At 73.4% G+C, this 18,190-nt stretch carries 13 protein-coding genes; 10 read left to right on the plus strand and 3 right to left on the minus strand.

All coding sequences use genetic code 11. The features are described 5' to 3' along the window. Positions 1-8 precede the first annotated feature (8 nt). The 5 genes from ACZ7MF_RS11930 to ACZ7MF_RS11950 all read left to right on the plus strand — a co-directional run bounded on the left by ACZ7MF_RS11930 (position 9) and on the right by ACZ7MF_RS11950 (position 7,267). A complete protein-coding gene (locus ACZ7MF_RS11930) occupies positions 9-1,490 on the plus strand; it encodes an ATP-binding protein (protein ID WP_471477222.1) in 1,482 nt (493 codons plus the stop codon). Further along, complete coding sequence (locus ACZ7MF_RS11935; RefSeq protein WP_471476132.1) at positions 1,487-2,122, plus strand: GerMN domain-containing protein; 636 nt, start codon at positions 1,487-1,489, stop codon at positions 2,120-2,122. The genes ACZ7MF_RS11930 and ACZ7MF_RS11935 overlap by 4 nt, the downstream gene beginning before the upstream one ends. A gap of 114 nt (positions 2,123-2,236) precedes the next feature. Next, positions 2,237-5,041, plus strand: a complete 2,805-nt coding sequence (locus ACZ7MF_RS11940) for an alpha/beta hydrolase (protein WP_471476134.1) — start codon at positions 2,237-2,239, stop codon at positions 5,039-5,041. Positions 5,042-5,183: 142 nt separating this feature from the next. Then, positions 5,184-6,860, plus strand: a complete 1,677-nt coding sequence (gene ctaD / locus ACZ7MF_RS11945; RefSeq protein ID WP_471476135.1) for an aa3-type cytochrome oxidase subunit I — start codon at positions 5,184-5,186, stop codon at positions 6,858-6,860. Continuing rightward, complete coding sequence (locus ACZ7MF_RS11950; protein ID WP_471476137.1) at positions 6,857-7,267, plus strand: cytochrome c oxidase subunit 4; 411 nt, start codon at positions 6,857-6,859, stop codon at positions 7,265-7,267. Before ctaD ends, ACZ7MF_RS11950 begins: the two co-directional genes overlap by 4 nt. On the opposite strand, the gene qcrB is transcribed toward ACZ7MF_RS11950, so the two are convergent. Both qcrB and ACZ7MF_RS11960 read right to left on the minus strand, forming a co-directional pair. Beyond that, entirely contained in the window at positions 7,243-8,907 is a 1,665-nt protein-coding gene (gene qcrB, locus ACZ7MF_RS11955) for a cytochrome bc1 complex cytochrome b subunit (RefSeq protein ID WP_471476139.1), read from the minus strand. The genes ACZ7MF_RS11950 and qcrB overlap by 25 nt on opposite strands. 74 nt (positions 8,908-8,981) lie before the next feature. Then, on the minus strand, positions 8,982-9,341 hold the full coding sequence (locus tag ACZ7MF_RS11960) for a DUF6479 family protein (RefSeq protein WP_471476140.1): 360 nt from the start codon (positions 9,339-9,341) through the stop codon (positions 8,982-8,984). 169 nt (positions 9,342-9,510) lie between these two features. On the opposite strand from ACZ7MF_RS11960, the gene ACZ7MF_RS11965 reads away from it, so the two are divergent. The 4 genes from ACZ7MF_RS11965 to ACZ7MF_RS11980 are packed head-to-tail and all read left to right on the plus strand — an operon-like array spanning position 9,511 to position 14,722. Next, positions 9,511-9,888 (plus strand): four-helix bundle copper-binding protein, encoded by a 378-nt coding sequence (locus ACZ7MF_RS11965; RefSeq protein WP_471476142.1) that lies wholly within the window; start codon positions 9,511-9,513, stop codon positions 9,886-9,888. Between the two features lie 40 nt (positions 9,889-9,928). Continuing rightward, the gene (locus tag ACZ7MF_RS11970; RefSeq protein WP_471476144.1) at positions 9,929-10,831 is read left to right on the plus strand and encodes an oxygenase MpaB family protein; all 903 of its coding nucleotides are present in this window, start codon (positions 9,929-9,931) and stop codon (positions 10,829-10,831) included. Between the two features lie 21 nt (positions 10,832-10,852). Next, entirely contained in the window at positions 10,853-13,090 is a 2,238-nt protein-coding gene (locus ACZ7MF_RS11975; RefSeq protein WP_471476146.1) for a serine/threonine-protein kinase, read from the plus strand. Positions 13,091-13,150: 60 nt separating this feature from the next. Next, on the plus strand, positions 13,151-14,722 hold the full coding sequence (locus tag ACZ7MF_RS11980; RefSeq protein WP_471476149.1) for a phytoene desaturase family protein: 1,572 nt from the start codon (positions 13,151-13,153) through the stop codon (positions 14,720-14,722). On the opposite strand, the gene ACZ7MF_RS11985 is transcribed toward ACZ7MF_RS11980, so the two are convergent. Beyond that, positions 14,719-16,494, minus strand: coding sequence for a serine hydrolase domain-containing protein (locus ACZ7MF_RS11985; protein ID WP_471476150.1), 1,776 nt, complete (start codon positions 16,492-16,494; stop codon positions 14,719-14,721). The genes ACZ7MF_RS11980 and ACZ7MF_RS11985 overlap by 4 nt on opposite strands. Positions 16,495-16,667: 173 nt before the next feature. Between ACZ7MF_RS11985 and ACZ7MF_RS11990 the strand changes: the two genes are divergently transcribed. After that, entirely contained in the window at positions 16,668-18,176 is a 1,509-nt protein-coding gene (locus ACZ7MF_RS11990) for an acyl-CoA synthetase (protein WP_471476152.1), read from the plus strand. Positions 18,177-18,190: the final 14 nt, after the last annotated feature.

Below are 18,190 nucleotides of genomic sequence, written 5' to 3' on the forward strand. Positions count from 1 at the left end.
GCGCACTGATGGGGCTGCGCCTGCGGCTGGTGGTGACCTTCACGCTCGTCGCCGTCGTGGCCACGGTGACCACCGGCGCACTGACCTTCCGCGAGGCGCGGACCGGGGTCCTGCAGCAGAGCCAGGACACGGTGATCGAGGAGTTCCGGCACCGCGTCAACACCCTGGTCCCCAACTACCGGTTCCCGCCCGACGCGGCCGGCCTGAACTCGTTCGCCAACGACGTGTCCAGGGGCGGGCGGTCCCAGCAGTGGCGGGTCCTGGTCGCCTACCGGGACAAGAGCGCCACGTCCGTCCCCGGGGACTCCTTCGGAGAACTGTCCCCGGCGATGCGCCAGTCCGTGCGCTCCCGCCGGGCCACCGTGTTCCAGCGGGTCTCGCACGACGGCCACTCCGCGCTCGTCGTCGGCATGCCCGTCACCTTCGCCGGCCAGTACAGCACCGAGCGGCGGGCCTCCGGACTCGAGGTCTACCTCACCGTGCCGCAGCAGGAGGAGCAGGGTTACGTCGACGCGCTGGTCACCGCGATCGAACGCGCCACCGTGCCCGCCCTGGTGCTGGCCGTCCTGATCGCGCTCCTGGCCGCCCGCGGCGTGCTGCGGCCGGTGCGGGCGCTGCGCCGGGCCACCCGGAGCATCGCCGAGGGCCGCCTGGACACCCGGCTCGCGGTGCAGGGCTCCGACGAACTCGCCGATCTCTCCCGCACCTTCAACGAGACCGCCGCGGCGCTGGAGGGCTCGGTGGCCGAACTGCGGCGCATGGAGGCCGGTGCCCGCCGCTTCGCCGCGGACGTCTCCCACGAACTGCGCACCCCGCTGGCGGCGATGTCGGCGGTCACCGACGTGCTGGACGAGGACGCGGCCGGGCTGGACGAGGACACCGCGACGGCGGTGCGCCTGATCAGCACGGAGACCACGAAGCTGGCCGCGCTCGTGGACGACCTGATGGAGATCTCCCGCTTCGACGCGGGCGCGGCCGCCCTGCACCTGGACGAGATCGATCTCGCCGAGTCCCTGCGCCGCACGCTCGCCACCCGCGGCTGGCAGGACACCGTGGAGACCGGCCTGCCGGAGCCGGGAGAGCTGCGCGGCCGCGTCGACCCGCGCCGCCTCGACGTCATCGTGGCGAACCTCGTCGCCAACGCCCTGAGGCACGGCGCGCCCCCGGTCCGCCTGGACCTGCACGCCCAGGCCGACCCCCGAGCCGGAAGGCAGGCGGTCGTCACCGTCCGCGACGGCGGGGACGGCATTCCCGAGAGCGTCCTGCCGCACGTCTTCGACCGCTTCTACAAGTCGGCCGACGCCCGCGCCAGGAGCGAGGGCAGCGGCCTCGGGCTGTCCATCGCCACGGAGAACGTACGCCTGCACGGCGGCACCGTCCGGGCGGCCAACCACCCGGAGGGCGGCGCCGTCTTCACGGTCGTCCTGCCGCTGCGACCGGACGACACGGAGGACCGGACACCGCCCCCGGCGCAGGAGGACCGCACATGAAACCGTCCGCGCGCGCCTTCCCGCTGCTGCTCGCGGCGCTGCTCCCGCTCTCCGCCTGCGGGATACCCGAGACCGGAGTCGTCGAGGCGGGCGAACCCGCCACCGGCGTCCTGGATCCGGGCGTCACGTCCGCGCCCTCGGAGTCCGTGCCCGAGGCGGTACCCCTGGTCAAGGTTCCGCTCTACTTCGTCGAGGACGGGTCCCTGGTCGCGGTGGACCGCACGGTGCCGGGCTCGACCGACCTCGGCGCCAGCGTGCTCATGCTGTTCAAGGGACCGGACGACCAGGAACGCGGCAGGGGGCTGACGACCGAACTGCCGCCCGCGGCCGAGGCCCCCACCATCCGCACCGACGGCACGGGGGTCACCGTCCAGCTGTCGCGGAGCGTTGGGATCCTCAGCGACACGGCGGTCGACCAACTGGCCTGCACGGTCGCCGTCGCCCGGCTGCGGCAGGACCCCGCGCTGGGCAGGGCGCAGGTGACCGTCGAGCAGCCCGGCGGGCGGCTGGCCGGCCGCTCCAGCGACGACTGCCCGGTCGGCGCCGACCGCAAGACCCCCGAGGGCCCCGGGACCGCCGAGAGAACGGCGACCCCCGGCACCGGCGGCAGCGTCGGCGGCACCGGCGGCTGACGGCTGACGGCTCACAGGCAACCCCAAGGATCTCCTTCCCCTCCTCCAACCGGGGGCGCCCGCAAGGGCGTTGCCCTCGACCGAGGTACCACCGAGGTGTTGAGGAGCGGATTCTTGATACGTGCTCGAACGATATGGGCCGCCGCGACAGCGGCCCTGACCCTGGTGGGCGTCGCGCCCGTCGCGGCCCAGGCCGCACCGGAACCCCCCGGCGGCCCCGCATCCGTACGGGCGGTGGCGAACGGCACCGCCGACCTGCCGCCCGGCTGGCGGATCACCGGCACCGGCGGGGCGAGATCCCTGGAGTGGCGCTCCCCGCGGATCGTCCCGCCCGGCGACGCACGGGTGGAGTTCCACACCGCCGGCCGCCTCCTCGGCGTCCCCGAACCGGACCGCGACGGCAGGACCTTCCGCTTACCGCTGGACGAGACCCGGCCGGGCGCACCGCAGGGACTGACCGACCTCCAGGTACGCGCCGCAGGCCGCCGGCTGGACCAGGAACCGGGAGCCGCCGCCCGACAGCGCCGCCCCTCCCAGGCGCCCCCGGCGAAACTCCCGCCCCAGCTCCCCGCCGGCACCGTCGACCCGGGCCGGCCCGGCCGGTTCGCCACCGCCACCGGCGAGTACACGCTCGACCCGGTACGACTGCCCGGCCTGTCCGCCCCGGTCGAAATGCGCGGCGTGGTCGTCGCGCCGAAGGGAGCGACCGGCAAACGCCCCCTCGCGCTCTTCCTGCACGGCCGCCACGCCACCTGCTACGTCCCCGGCCAGGGCGAGGAGGCCGTCACGATCGACTGGCCCTGCGCCGACGACGCCCGGCCCATCCCCAGCCACCGCGGCTACCTCCAGGACCAGAAACTGCTGGCCTCCCAGGGCTATGTGACCGTCTCGGTCTCCGCCAACGGCATCAACGGCCAGGACGGCGGCCTCGAGGACGGCGGCGCCCAGGCCCGCTCGTCACTGGTGCGCTCGCACCTGGCCCGCTGGGCCGACTGGGCCGCCAGGACCTCCACCGCTCCGGCCGCCGTACGCCGGGGCCCGCAGGCCGACCTCTCCCGCGTCATGCTGGTCGGCCACTCCCGCGGCGGCGAAGGCGTCGACCGGGCGGCCATGGACAGCCTGTACCCGCCGCCCGCGGCCCAGGACGGTCGCCCGGGGCGGGCCCGCTGGAACATCCGCGGCACCGTGCTCATCGGTCCCACCGCCTTCGGCCAGAACCCGGTGCCCGACGTGCCGTCGCTGACCGTCCTGCCGGGCTGCGACGGCGACGTCTCCGACCTCCAGGGGCAGCTGTACGTCGACGGCACCCGCGGCGTGAGCCGGGGCCGCGCCCTGCACAGCGCGGTCCACATCACGGGCGCCAACCACAACTACTTCAACAGCGAGTGGACGCCCGGCCAGGCCCAGGCACCCGCGTCCGACGACTTCTGGGAGGACCCCGAGGACCCCGACCCGGTCTGCTCGGCGGACAGTCCCACCCGGCTCACCGCCGGGCAGCAGCACCGGGCCGGCGCGACCTACATCGCCGCTGCCGCCCGGCTGTTCGTCGCCGGTGACGACCGGGTGCGTGAACTGGTCGACGGCACCGGCCGCCGCGCTCCCTCGGCCGACCCGGCCCGGGTGCTGACCCACGCGGTCGGCGCCGGCCGCGGCGCCGGATTCCTGCCGGACGCCGGCGTTCAGGTGACCGGCGGCGGACGCCTGTGCTCCGCGGTCGACCCCGACCCGGGCGTCGCCTGCCTCGGCGAGGACGCACACGGCTCCTCACCGCACTTCGCCTACTGGCAGCCGGAACGCGAGACCGGCCGCGGCGCGATCGCCCTGGACTGGTCCGCGCCCGGCACCGCGACCCGGGTCCGTCCCGCCGCACCCGTCTCCCTGAACGGCGCGCGGAGCCTCGCCCTGCGCGTCATCGTGCCGCCGGGCAGCACCGGCACCCGGCTCGACGTGGCCGTCACCGACGCCGCCGGCCGGCGTGCCACCCTCGGCGGCGTCCACGCCGACGGCCTGCCGGGCAGCGAACGCACCGCGTCCTACTGGGCGCAGGAACTGCGCGTACCGCTCACCGCCGCCACCCGCGCCGGAGTCGACCTGCGCCGCGTCACCGCACTGGAACTGACGCCCCGTTCCCGCGCCGGCAAGGCCTGGCTGATGGACGCCTACGCGTGGCACTCAGGTACGCCCCAGGTGCGGCCGGCCCCGCTGGCCCGTGTCGACGTCGGCCGGACGACGGTCGAGGAGGGCGACGCGGGCGTGCGCACCTTTCACGTCCCGGTGCGGGTCTCCGGCAAGGGCACCGGCACGGTCCGGATGTACGTCATGGAAGGCTTCGGCACGGCGGTCGAGGAGCGCCTGGTCACCGTACGGTCCGGCCGCCCGTTCGTCGACGTGCCCGTGAAGGTGACGGGCAACAAGCGCTACGGCGGCGACTCGAACCACGACCTGCTGGTCAAGGCGGTACACGGCTCGGTCGTCGGCTCCTACGCCGGCGGCGTGACGGTCGCGGAGGACGACCCGATGCCGAAGATCGACGTCACGCCCGTCGCCGACAAGGTCACCGAGGGGCAGCCGCTGCGCTGGCGGGTCTCGCTCTCGGAACCCGCCGACGTGGACCTGAACACCGTGCTGGTACCGGTCCCCGACGACACCCGTCCCGAGCTGTCCACCAAGGACGTCGACCACGACTGGCTCGTCGATACGGTGGGTGTGGTCCCGGACGGGGAGGTCCCGCTCTCCCGGCTGGACTACTTCGCGCTCTGGGTCTCCGTCCCGCCCGGTGAGACCGAGACCGAGGTGACCGTGCCCACCGTCGGCGACGAGGTCGCGGAGCCCACCGAGTACGTCGGTTTCCAGAACACCGACGACGAGGGCGAGCCGCAGGGCCCGGTGCTGACCGGCACCGTGCTCGACGCCCCGTAACCCGATCGCCGCGCGCGGGTGCGGACCCGGCACCGTCCGGACCGCGCCCGCGTGCGCCAGGTGGCCCATCCGCCGGACGCCCGGCGCCGGCCTCGGCGTGGTCGTCGGTCTGAGCCCATTGCGCCTGGGTACTCTCCGCCGCATGGCGGTGGACAGAAGGACGGAGTCGCCGCGCCGGACACCGGCTCGGCAGCGGACGAACCGCACGCTGGGCCGGGCGCTGGTGCGGTGGGCCACGACGACCGATCACAAGGTGATCGGCCATCTCTACCTCACGACATCGTTCGGCTTCTTCCTCTTCGGCGGCGTCCTCGCCATGCTGATGCGCAGTGAACTCGCCCGGCCGGGACTGCAGTTGTTCAGCAACGAGCAGTACAACCAGCTCTTCACCATGCACGGCGCGATCATGCTGCTGCTGTTCGCGACCCCGCTGTTCGCCGGGTTCACCAACGCCGTCATGCCCTTGCAGATCGGCGCCCCGGACCTCGCGTTCCCCCGGCTCAACGCGCTCTCGTACTGGATGTACCTCTTCGGCGGCCTGATGGTGGCGGCGGGCTTCCTGACCCCCGGCGGGGCGGCCTCGTTCGGCTGGTTCGCCTACGCGCCGCTGAACAGCGCGACCTTCAGCCCCGGGCCGGGCGGGGACCTCTGGATCATGGGTCTGGTGCTGAGCGGCGTGTCCACCACGCTCAGCGCCGTCAACTTCATCACCACGGTCCTGTGCCTGCGGGCCCCGGGCATGACCATGTTCCGGATGCCGATCTTCACCTGGAACGTGCTGTTCACCTCGATCCTGGTGCTGCCCGCCTTCCCCGTGCTCACCGCCGCGCTGCTGATGCTCGAGGCCGACCGGAAGTTCGGCGCGCACGTGTTCGACGCCGCGAACGGCGGAGCACTGCTGTGGCAGCATCTGTTCTGGTTCTTCGGCCATCCCGAGGTGTACATCATCGCCCTGCCGTTCTTCGGCATCATCACCGAGATCATCCCGGTCTTCAGCCGCAAGCCGGTCTTCGGCTACGTCAGCCTGGTCGGCGCCACCATCGCCATCACGATGCTCTCCGCAGTGGTGTGGGCCCACCACATGTTCGCCACGGGCGCCGTGCTGCTCCCGTTCTTCTCCGTCATGTCGTTCCTCATCGCCGTGCCGACCGGGGTGAAGTTCTTCAACTGGACCGGCACGATGCTGCGCGGTTCCCTGTCCTTCGAGACACCCATGCTGTGGTCGTGCGGCTTCCTGGTCACGTTCCTGCTCGGCGGGCTGAGCGGCGTCCTGCTCGCCTCCCCGCCGCTGGACTTCCACCTGACGGACTCGTACTTCATCGTCGCGCACCTGCACTACGTGGTGTTCGGCACGGTGGTCTTCGCGATGTTCGCAGGCTTCTACTTCTGGTGGCCGAAGTTCACCGGCAAGCTGCTCGACGAGCGCATCGGAAAGATCCACTTCTGGACGCTCTTCGTCGGCTTCCAGACCACCTTCCTGGTCCAGCACTGGCTCGGCGAGCAGGGTATGCCACGCCGCTACGCCGACTACCTCACCGCCGACGGCTTCACCACGCTCAACACCGTCAGCTCCATCGGCTCCTTCCTGCTCGGCCTGTCCACACTGCCGTTCCTCTACAACGTGTGGCACACCCACCACTACGGGAAGAAGGTCGGGCGCGACGACCCCTGGGGCTACGGCCGGTCCCTCGAATGGGCCACCAGTTGCCCGCCGCCGCGCCACAACTTCACGTCGCTGCCGCGGATCCGCTCCGAGTCCCCGGCCTTCGACCTGCACCACCCCGACGTCAGCCGACACGATCAGAGGCATGTGCAGTGAGGACCGAATCCCGTCTGTTCACCGGTGTGGCGGTCTTCTTCGGCGCCGAGGCGGCCCTTTACGGCTGGTGGTCCCGTGAGCCCGCCGGCACCGCCGCCCTCGTCATCGCCTTCCTCATGGCCTCGCTCGTCGCGTTCTTCCTGCGCGTGCAGTACCGCAGGCGCGGACTGCGGGCGCAGGACCGCGGCGAGGGTGAGGTCGTGGACACCGCGGGCCCGCTCGACTTCTTCCCGCCGCGCAGCGCCTGGCCGATCACGATCGCCCTGGCCGCCGTGGTGCTCGCGTTCGGCATCGTCTTCGGCCTGTGGCTGGCGCTGATCGGCTTCGGGCTGCTCGCCATGGGGGTCTGCGGACTGGTCTTCCAGTACGCAGACCGGGGCGCTCAGCGCTCCGGTTCGCCCGAGTAGGCGTCCCGTTCCACCGCATCCGCCGACGCCACCGCCTCCGCCACCGACTCCCGTTCCGGCTCCGGCCCCGCGTCCTCGGCGTCGACCCGGTCGCCGTAGTACCACCCGCTGAGCGTCGCCCGCAGCCGGCCCACGTGCGGAGCGTCGCCCTCCGCCGCGGACGGCGCGAGCGGCTCGGGCTGCCTGCGGGACCGCAGCACGTAACGCTCCTCGGCGTCGAGTGGGCCGTGACTCTCGGCGTAGCCGCCCGCCAGGGTCTGGTGCACCTCGCCCGTCTCCTCGCCCTCGGTCAGCCGCTCGTGGTCGTGCTCCTGCAGCGCCAGGCAGACGCGCTTGGTCACGACGAAGGCCAGCGGCGGCGCCACCACCAGACTGACCCGGAAGATCCACGTGAGCAGGTTCAGCGAGATGTGGAACGTGTGGGCGAGGATGTCGTTGCCGCCCGCCAGGAGCAGCACCGCGTAGAAGACGATCGCGGCGACGCCCAGCCCGGTGCGCACCGGCTTGTCCCGGGGCCGGTCGCACAGGTGGTGCTCCTCGTGGTCGCCCGTCACCCAGCGCTCGAAGAACGGGTAGGCGTACAGCACCGCGAACAGGGCGCCCGGCAGCAGGACCGCCGGCACCAGCACGTTCCACATGACGGTGTGGCCCGCCACCGCCGTCTCGAACGGGGGCATCAGCCGCAGCGAGCCCTCCAGGAAGCCGACGTACCAGTCCGGTTGGGAGCCCGTCGAGACGATGTCGGGGCGGTAGGGGCCGTACGTCCAGATCGGGTTGACCTCGGCCACCGCGGCGAGCACCGTCAGGACGCCGAAGACCATGAAGAACAGGCCCGTGGAGTTCGTCATGAACTGCGGGAACATCGGCTTGCCCACCGCGTTGCGGTTGGTGCGCCCGCGGCCCGCCCACTGGGTGTGCTTCAGGTAGAACACCAGGATCAGATGGAGCGTGACCAGCGCGACCAGCAGCGCCGGGAGCAGCAGGATGTGCACCGAATACAGCCGCGGGACGATGTCGTCGCCGGGATACTCGCCGCCGAACACGAACATGCTGACGTACGTCCCCACCACCGGGATGGACAGCATGATCCCCTGCGCGATGCGCAGCCCCGTCCCGGACAGCAGGTCGTCCGGGAGCGAGTAGCCGGCGAAGCCCTCGGCGAGCGCCAGCACGAACAGCGTGACGCCGATCAGCCAGTTGACCTCACGCGGTCGGCGGAACGCCCCGGTGAAGAAAATCCGCAGCAGGTGCACTCCGATGGCCGAAAGGAACACCAGCGCGGCCCAGTGGTGGATCTGCCGGATCAGCAGCCCGCCGCGCACGTCGAAACTGATGTCCACCGTCGAGCGGTAGGCCTCCGACATGCTCACCCCCAGCAGGGGCTCGTACGAGCCGTCGTAGACGACCTCCGTCATCGAGGGCTTGAAGAACAGCGTCAGCCAGACCCCGGTCAGCAGCAGCACGACGAAGCTGTACAGGGCGATCTCGCCCAGCAGGAACGACCAGTGCTCGGGGAAGGCCTTGCGCAACAGCCCCCCGCCCTCGGAGACGGGGAGCCGTCCGTCGGCCCAGTTGACGGTGTGTTCGGCCGCGTGGCGGGCCCGCGCACCGGCGCGGGCCCTTCTCCTCTGCAACAGCACGGCGCATGGGTTCCCCACCGCCCGTGCCGGAAACTACGCACCGCCCCGGTACGGTCACCCTTCGGCTTGCCGGGTCAGCGTCCGCCGGGGCCGCCGCTGCCGAAGGAGCCGCTGCTGCCCTCGTCCCAGCGGGGCCGCTTCTGGTCGGAGGCGGTACGGCTGCCCTGGTGCCCCATCTCGTGCGGCAGCGTGCGTTCGTCGCTCCGCGGCATCGCGTCGGGCTCCCGGCGCTCCCGCTCCTCGTGGACGGGACCGTCGTCGGGCATGCGGGGCTGCTCCTCGGGACGAGGCGGCGGCGGCTCCCGGCGCTTTTGCCGACTGCCGAAGGCGAACGCGCCGATCAGCACGGCCACCACCACGACGGCCGCGACGATCAGCCAGACGGCGAGGGCGCCGGAGCCGCCCGCGGCCAGGTCCATCCATGCGTTGGTCATGGAGCGCGGGTACCCGCGGCCCGCGCGACCAACCTGCTCGCCGCAACCACGACGCCCGTCCGCGTCTGCGTCCGCGAAGAGCCGGCCTTTCCGATCGGAAACGGCCCGGAACCCTTGGAAACACCGGGTCCGGCCGTTTGGCACCGCGGCCGGCGGCAACCCGCTCGGTGTGACATCGACGACGACTTCCCAGCAGGAACTGTTCCGCTTCCTCGAGGACCGCTTCGCGTGCGCACAGGCGTGCACCGAGTGCGCCCGGGCCTGCGCCCTGCGGGCCAGCCTCGTGGACCCGGACGGGACCGAGAACCAGGAACTCGTGCGGCGCAGGGGCATCATGTGCGCGGAGGTCTGCGACGCGACCTGCCGGGTGCTGTCCGAGCAGAACCAGGTGGACGAGGCCGCCATCCGCGCCCAGCTGGAGTGGTGCCGCCAGGTGTGCCTGGAGAGCGCGCACGTGTTCGACGGACACCAGGGTGCCGAGGAGAGCGCCCGGGCCTGCCGCGCCTGCGCCCGCGCCTGCGGAGAGTTCCTGGCCACCCTGCGCTGAGGCCCTGGGAACGGGTCCCGCGCCGCGTTAGCCTGCCCGTATGGCGGCGACACGGACGGACGGCGACCCGGGACTGTTCGGCCCGCGTTCGGTGACCTGGCAGGCGCACGGCGACCCGATGATGTGGGTGGCCGGCATCCGCGCCCTCTACCTCCAGGCCCTGCATCCGCGCGCGGTGCGCGGCGTGATGCAGAACAGCGACTTCCGGCGCGACGCGTGGGGCCGGCTGATGCGCACCGCGGGCTTCGTCGGCACCACCACGTACGGCACCACCGAGGCCGCCGAGCGGGCCGGGGCCCGGGTCAGGAAGATCCACCGCATGCTCGGCGCCACCGACCCCGACACGGGCGAGCGCTACGGCGTCGACGAACCCGCCCTGCTGCTGTGGGTGCACTGCGCCGAGATCGGCTCCTACCTGCACGTCCTGCGCCGCTCCGGATTCCCGCTCACCGACGCCCACGCCGACCGCTACCTCGCCGAACACCGGCACAGCGCCCGCCTCGTCGGCCTCGACCCCGCCGCCGTACCCGCGAACCGGGCCGAGCTGGCCGCCTATTTCGCGCGGGTACGGCCCGAACTGGCCGCGGGAGCGGACGCGCACGAGGTGGACGACTTCCTGCTCCGCCCGCCCACGCACCCCCTCCTGGTCCCGGCCCGCGCGCTGCTGTGGCGCCGGGTCGCCCGTCTTGCGTACGACTCCCTACCGCCGTACGCGCACGAGCTCTACGGCAGACCCGCACCCCCGCCCGCCGCCGTCACCCGCCGGCTGCGCGCCACGGGCACCCTGCTGCGCCACGTTCCCGCACGTCTGCGCTGGCAACTGCCGCCCAAACACATCCTGCGCGCCATGGCCCGGCTCGGCCCGGACGTGCGCCCGGCGCCATACAAAATCGGACGACAAGCGGCCATACTGGACCGGCCAGGGGAGGGCGCGGCGGACTGAACCACGGGGGCGGGCGAAGTCATGGGGGACAGCACGCTGATCCAGGGCCGGTACCGGCTGCTCGAGCGGATCGGGCGCGGCGGCATGGGCGAGGTGTGGCGGGCGCGGGACGAGTCACTGGGCCGCCGCATAGCCGTCAAGTGCCTCAAACCGCTGGGTACGCAGCACGACCACTCCTTCACCCGCGTCCTGCGGGAGAGATTCCGGCGCGAGGCCCGGGTGGCCGCCGCGCTCCAGCACCGCGGGGTGACCGTCGTCCACGACTTCGGCGAGTGGGACGGCGTGCTCTTCCTGGTCATGGAGCTCCTGGAGGGACACGACCTGAGCCGGCTCCTGGAGGACAACAAGGGCCATCCGCTGCCCGTCGCGGACGTCGTCGACATTGCCGAACAGGTCGCCTCCGCGCTCGCCTACACCCATGAGCAGGGCATCGTGCACCGCGACCTCAAGCCCGCCAACATCGTGCGGACCGCCGACGGCACCGTGAAGATCTGCGACTTCGGCATCGCCCGGCTGGGTCACGACGCGGGCTTCACCGCCCGGCTGACCGGCACCGGCATCGCGATGGGCACCCCGCACTACATGTCGCCGGAACAGATCGGCGGCGACGAGGTCGACCTGCGCAGCGACCTGTACTCCCTGGGCTGCGTGCTCTACGAGATCGCCACCGGCGTCCCGCCGTTCGACCTCGACGACGCCTGGGCGATTCTCGTCGGCCACCGCGACACCGAGCCGGAACCGCCCCGCACCCACCGCGCCGGGCTGCCCCGGTACCTGGACCGGATCATCCTGGACCTGCTGGCCAAGCGGCCCGAGCAGCGCCCGGACGACGCCGGTGAGCTGGGCCGCCGGATCGCCGCCGGACGCACCGCACCGGCCCGGGTGCCGGCCCTCGCGACACCCCGGCCGCGGACGTCGCGGCCGGTCGGCGGCCGCGCGGGGCTGCCCTCCTGGACCCACGGCATGACCACCGGTCACAAGGCGACCGGCACCGGCCTGCGGGCCACGCCCCCGGACCCCGGGGCGGGCCTGTCCGGCGAGTGGATCCCGCGGCCCACCGGTGACGGGACCGACGGCGAACGGACCGCCGGACCCGCCCCGGACCAGTGGCCCGACCCGGCGACCGAGGCCGCCGTCGGGCTGGCCGCCCGCCACAACGCGGCGCTGAGCCTGGGCCGCCTCGGCCGCTGGGAGGAGGCGGGCCGGGTACACCGTGCGGTCGCCGCCGAACGCGAGCGGCGGCTCGGTCCCGACCACCCCGACACGCTCGCCAGCCGCTACGAGGCGGCCTTCACGCTGGGGCGCACCGGCCGGGCCGCCGACGCGCTGCGCGCCTACAAGGGGGTCGCCCAGGCCCGGATCAGGACGCTGGGCGCCGACCACGCCGACACCCTCGCCGTCCGCCAGGAGATGGCCTACACCCTGGGCCGGCTGGGCCGCCACGCCGACGCCCACCAGGTGTACACGTCGGTGCTGACCGCCCGTGAGCGCACCATGGGCGCCGACCATCCCGACACCCTGCGCTGCCGGCACAACCTGGCCTTCAACCTGGGCCGGCTCGGCCGCACCGAGGACGCCCACCGGATGGCCCGCGAGGTGGCCGCGGCCCGGGCCCGCGTGCTCGGCCCCGGCCACCCCGACACCCTCGTCACCCGCTACGAGGTGGCCTACGAACTCGGGCGGCTCGACCGCTGGCAGGAGGCTCTGGCGACCTACCGCGAGGTCGCCGCCGCCCGCGCGAGAGCCCTCGGCCCCGACCACCCCGACACCTTCGCCGCCCGGTACGAGACCGGCGTCGCCCTCGGCCGTCTCGGCCGCTGCGCCGAAGCGCTGACCGCGTACGGGGAACTGATCGCCGACCGCGCCCGCGCCCAGGGCGCCGAGCACCCCGAGACCCTGCGCGCCCGGCACGGCCGGGGCGTCAACCTCGGCAGGCTGGGCCGCTGGGGGGAGGCGCTGGACGAGGCCCGCGCGGTGTGCGCGATCCGCGGACGGGTCCTGGGCCCCGACCACCCCGACACCCTGGTCAGCCACCGCGAGGTCGCCGTCGCCCTGGGCTGGCTGGGCCGCTGGGCCGCCGCCCTCGCCGAGTACCGTCTGGTCGCCGCCGCCCGCGAACGGGTCCTGGGCCCCGACCGGCCCGACACCCTCGTCGCCCGCGACGACGAGGCCCACTGCCTGGAGCAGCTCGGCCGCGCGGCCGAGGCCGCGGAGCTGTACCGCAGGGTCGCGGCACTGCGCTCGGTGGCCGCCCGCTGACCGGGGACGGTGCGCGACGGCGGGCTGGCCGCCCCCGATCGGGCCGTGCTACCAAGAGCCATGACGCCCCCGCCCAGCACCTCCCGCACCTACGACGCCGTCATCGTCGGCGGCGGCCACAACGGCCTGGTCGCCGCCGCCTACCTGGCCCGGGCCGGCCGCTCCGTGCTGGTCCTCGAACGACTGGACCACACCGGCGGAGCGGCCGTGTCCACGGAGCCGTTCGCCGGGGTCGACGCACGGCTGTCGCGCTACTCGTACCTGGTCAGCCTGCTGCCCAAGAAGATCGTGCGGGACCTCGGCCTGGACTTCCGGGTGCGAGCGCGCACCGTCTCCTCGTACACGCCCGTCGAGCGCGCCGGGCGGCCCACCGGGCTCCTCGTCGGCGGGGGCGAGCGCCGCACCCGCGAGTCGTTCGCCCGGCTCACCGGCTCGCAGCGGGAGTACGTCGCCTGGCAGCGCTTCTACGCCATGACCGGCCACGTGGCCCAGCGGGTCTTCCCGACCCTCACCGAACCGCTGCCCACCCGGGACGAACTGCGCCGCCGGGTCGACGACGAGGCGGCCTGGCGAGCCCTGTTCGAGGAGCCGGTCGGCGTCGCGATCGAGGAACACTTCGCCGACGACCTGGTGCGGGGCGTGGCCCTCACCGACGCGCTGATCGGCACCTTCGCCGACGCCCACGACCCCTCCCTGGCCCAGAACCGCTGCTTCCTCTACCACGTGATCGGCGGCGGCACCGGCGCCTGGGACGTACCCGTCGGCGGCATGGGCGCCCTCACCGACGCGCTGGCCGACGCCGCGCGCGCCGCGGGTGCGGTGCTCGCCACCGGCCACGAGGCGGTCCGGATCGACGCGGACGGGCACACCGCCGAGGTCACCTTCCGCTCGGCCGACGGCGAGGGCGTCGCCGCCGCCCGCCACGTCCTGGTGAACGCCTCCCCGCGCGAACTGGCGGCGCTCACGGGGGACGCCCCGCCCGCACCGGCCGAGGGCGCCCAGCTCAAGGTGAACATGCTGCTGACCAGGCTGCCGCGGCTGCGCGACCCGGACGCCGACCCGCGCGAGGCCTTCGCCGGGACCTTCCACATCGCCGAGGGCTACGAGCAACTGGCCGCCGCGCACGCCCAAGCGGCCGCCGGTGAACTGCCCGCCGCCCCGCCCTCGGAGATCTACTGCCACTCGCTGACCGACCCCACGATCCTCGGACCCGGCCTGGCCGCGAAGGGCATGCACACCCTCACCCTGTTCGGCCTGCACACACCCGCCCGCCTCTTCGCCCGGGACAACGACTCCGTGCGCGAGGAACTGCTCAAGTCGACCCTCGCCCAGCTCGACGCCCATCTGGCCGAGCCCCTCGCCGACTGCCTGGCGACCGACGCCGACGGCCGGCCCTGCATCGAGGCCAGGTCGCCCCTCGACCTGGAACGCGACCTGCGCCTGCCCGGCGGGAACATCTTCCACCGCGAGCTGTCCTGGCCCCACGCCCAGAAGGGCACCGGCCACTGGGGCGTGGAGACCGTCCGCGCCAACGTCCTGCTGTGCGGCGCGGGCGCCGTGCGCGGCGGAGGGGTGAGCGGGGTCCCGGGACACAACGCGGCGATGGCGGTCCTGGAACGGGACAGGCCCTAGTCCGCCGACGCCGTCCATCCCTCGGCCACGACGCGTGCCGCGTCCGCCGGGCGCGCGTCGTGGAACAGGACGTCGCCGGCCGCCTCCGCGCGCAGGCCGTCGACGTACGCCCCGCGGCCCACGTACAGCCGGTCGGTCGTGTACCGCCAGCGCAGGGTGAGCCCGTGCGCGGCCGGGAGGTCGGCGCTCAGCCGGTGCCAGACGCGTCCCGACCAGCCGGTGGCCGAGCCCGCCGGATGGTCCAGGGGCGCCTCGCCGCGGCGCGTGGTGGTGAACGGGACCGGCCGCCATCCCGCGCCGCCGTCGGTCGAGGCCTCCAGGACCAGGACGTCCGAGCCGGGCTCGGTGTCCCACCACAGCGCGCAGCGCAGTCGGGCCCGCCCGGCCGAGGTGTCCAGGGCGGGCAGCGTGAGCGTGGCCGTGGCGGAACCCGCCGTCCCCGAGAACCACGCCGTGCGCCCGTGCGCCGGACGGACCGGCACCGCCCGCGCCAGGTTGGTGCCCGCCGCCACCCGGGGAGCCGAACCGGAACGCCAACTGCGCACCGGATGGACGGAGTTGCCGAGGACGACGAGGAACGAGTCGGTCGTCGGGTCGAGCACCAGCGAGGTGCCCGTGAAACCGGTGTGCCCGGCCGTGCGCGGCGTGGCCATCGCGCCCATGTACCAGTGCTGGTACAGCTCGAACCCCAGGCCGTGCTCGTCGCCCGGGAAGTCGGTGTTGAAGTCCGTGAACATCAGCTCCACGGACTCCGGCCGCAGGATCCGCGCCCGCCCGTAGGACCCTCCGTTGAGCAGGGTGCGACCGAGGACCGCGAGGTCCCACGCGCAGGAGAACACTCCCGCGTGACCGGCGACGCCGCCGAGGCTGAAGGCGTTCTCGTCGTGCACCTCTCCCCACACCAGCCCCCGGTCCAGACCGGACCAGGGCTTGCGGGCGTCCTCGGTGGCCGCGATCCCGGGACGCCAGGAGGCGGGCGGGTTGTAGCGGGTGCGGGTGAGACCCAGCGGCTTCGTGATCTCCTCGCGCAGCAGGACGTCCAGGGTGCGGCCCGTGACCTCCTCCAGCACCAGCTGGAGGGAGATCATGTTGAGGTCCGAGTACAGGTACGCCGTGCCGGGCGCGCTGACGGGTGCCTCGTCGTAGACGAGTTGGACCTTCTCCTCGTACGTGGGCGCGCTGTACAGCGGGATCCACGCCCGGAAGCCCGAGGTGTGGGTCAGCAGGTGACGGATCGTCATGTGCTGCTTGCCCGCCCGGCCGAAGTCCGGCAGATACGAGGCGACCGGCGCCGCCAGCTCCAGCGCGCCCCGCTCCAGTTGCTGCACGGCGAGGATCGAGGTGAACAGCTTGGAGATCGACGCGAGGTCGAACACCGTGTCCCCGGCCATCGGGATCTGCTCGCCCGGCGGGAACTCGACGCCGGTGTCCGTCCCCTCGTCGTAGGCCCGGTAGCGCACCGCCATGCCGATCGGTTCGTGCAGCGCCACCGTGCCGCCCCGGCCGGCGAGCAGCACGGCGCCCGCGTACCACGGGTGCTCGGGGGACGGGCCGAGGAACGCCTCGGCGTCGGTGACGAGCTGGCGCAGATGGCCGGGGAGCAGCCCGGCGCGTTCGGCGGAACCGCGCCGCAGGGTGGGCCGACGGCCCCGGCCGGAGGCGGCCTCGGCCGGCCCGGCCGCGAACGGGGCGATGGCCAGGGCACCCCCCAGCGCCAGGGCGCCGGCGCCCAGTTGACGCCGACTGAATCCGTTCGTCGCCTGACCGGCCATCGAAGAGCCTCCCGCCACCGAAGCTGAAAGTATCTTTCCCGGATCGCCGTGCGGAGTGAAACTTTCCTGTCAGCGACGGGCCCTGTCAATGGGTCGGACCAAGCGGGCGCGAGGAGCCGGCGGACCGGCGCACACCGCTTGACCCGCCCCCGCGACCGGCCGAGGATCAGGTCATGACGCCCGGACACGGCAGCACCGGCAGCACCGTTGACGGGGTGCTGCGCCGCAGCGCCCGACGCACTCCGGCACGCGTCGCGGTGGAGTACCGCGACCGTTCCTGGACGTACGCGGAACTCGACACCGCGGTCTCCCGCGCGGCGAGCGTCCTGCTGGGCGAGGGACTGTCCCCGGGCGACCGGGTCGCCGCCTACGGCCACAACTCCGACGCCTACCTGATCGCGTTCCTGGCCTGCGCCCGCGCGGGCCTGGTGCACGTCCCCGTCAACCAGAACCTCACCGGCGACGACCTCGCCCACATCGTCGGCCAGTCCGGCAGCACCCTGGTCCTCACCGACCCCGGCCTCGCCGCCCGGCTCCCCGGCCGGGTCCGCACCCTGCCGCTGCGCGACACCGACGACTCGCTCCTGTCCCGCCTCGCGGCGACGCCCCCGTACGACGGCCCCGAGCCGGGCGCCGAGGACCTGGTGCAGCTCCTGTACACCTCGGGCACCACCGCGCTGCCCAAGGGCGCGATGATGACCCACCGGGCGCTGGTGCACGAGTACCTGAGCGCCATCACCGCGCTGGACCTCGGCGCCGGCGACCGCCCCGTGCACGCGCTCCCGCTCTACCACTCGGCCCAGACCCACGTCTTCCTGCTGCCCTACCTCGCCGTCGGCGCGACCAACGTCATCCTGGACGCGCCCGACGGCGACCGGCTCTTCGACCTGATCGAAGCGGGCCGTGTGGACAGCCTGTTCGCACCGCCCACCGTGTGGATCGGCCTCGCGAACCGTGCCGACTTCGCCACCCGCGACCTGACCGGCCTGCGCAAGGCCTACTACGGCGCGTCGATCATGCCGGTGCCGGTCCTGGAGCGACTGCGCGCACGCCTGCCGCACCTCGCCTTCTACAACTGCTTCGGCCAGAGCGAGATCGGCCCCCTCGCCACCGTGCTCGGCCCGGACGAGCACGCGGGCCGCATGGACTCCTGCGGCCGCCCCGTCCTCTTCGTCGACGCCCGTGTGGTCGACGAGGACGGCAAGGACGTCCCCGACGGCACGCCCGGCGAAGTCGTCTACCGCTCCCCGCAGCTGTGCGACGGCTACTGGGACCGGCCCGAGGAGACCGAGGCCGCCTTCCGCGACGGCTGGTTCCACTCCGGCGACCTCGCCGTCCGGGACGCGGACGGCTACTACACCATCGTCGACCGGGTGAAGGACGTCATCAACTCCGGGGGCGTACTGGTCGCCTCCCGCCAGGTCGAGGACGCCCTCTACACGCACGACGCCGTCGCCGAGGCGGCCGTGATCGCCCTGCCCGACGCACGGTGGATCGAGGCCGTCACGGCTGTCGTCGTCCCCCGCGCGGAGGTCACCGAGGACGAGCTGATCGCGCACACCCGCGAGCGACTCACCGCGTTCAAGGCACCCAAACGCGTCCTGTTCGTGGACGCCCTGCCGCGCAACGCCAGCGGGAAGATCCTCAAGAGGGAACTGCGGGACCGCTTCACAGGCTCCTGACCCCGGGGCCGGCT

This window comes from Streptomyces sp. NPDC111628 (assembly GCF_055635195.1).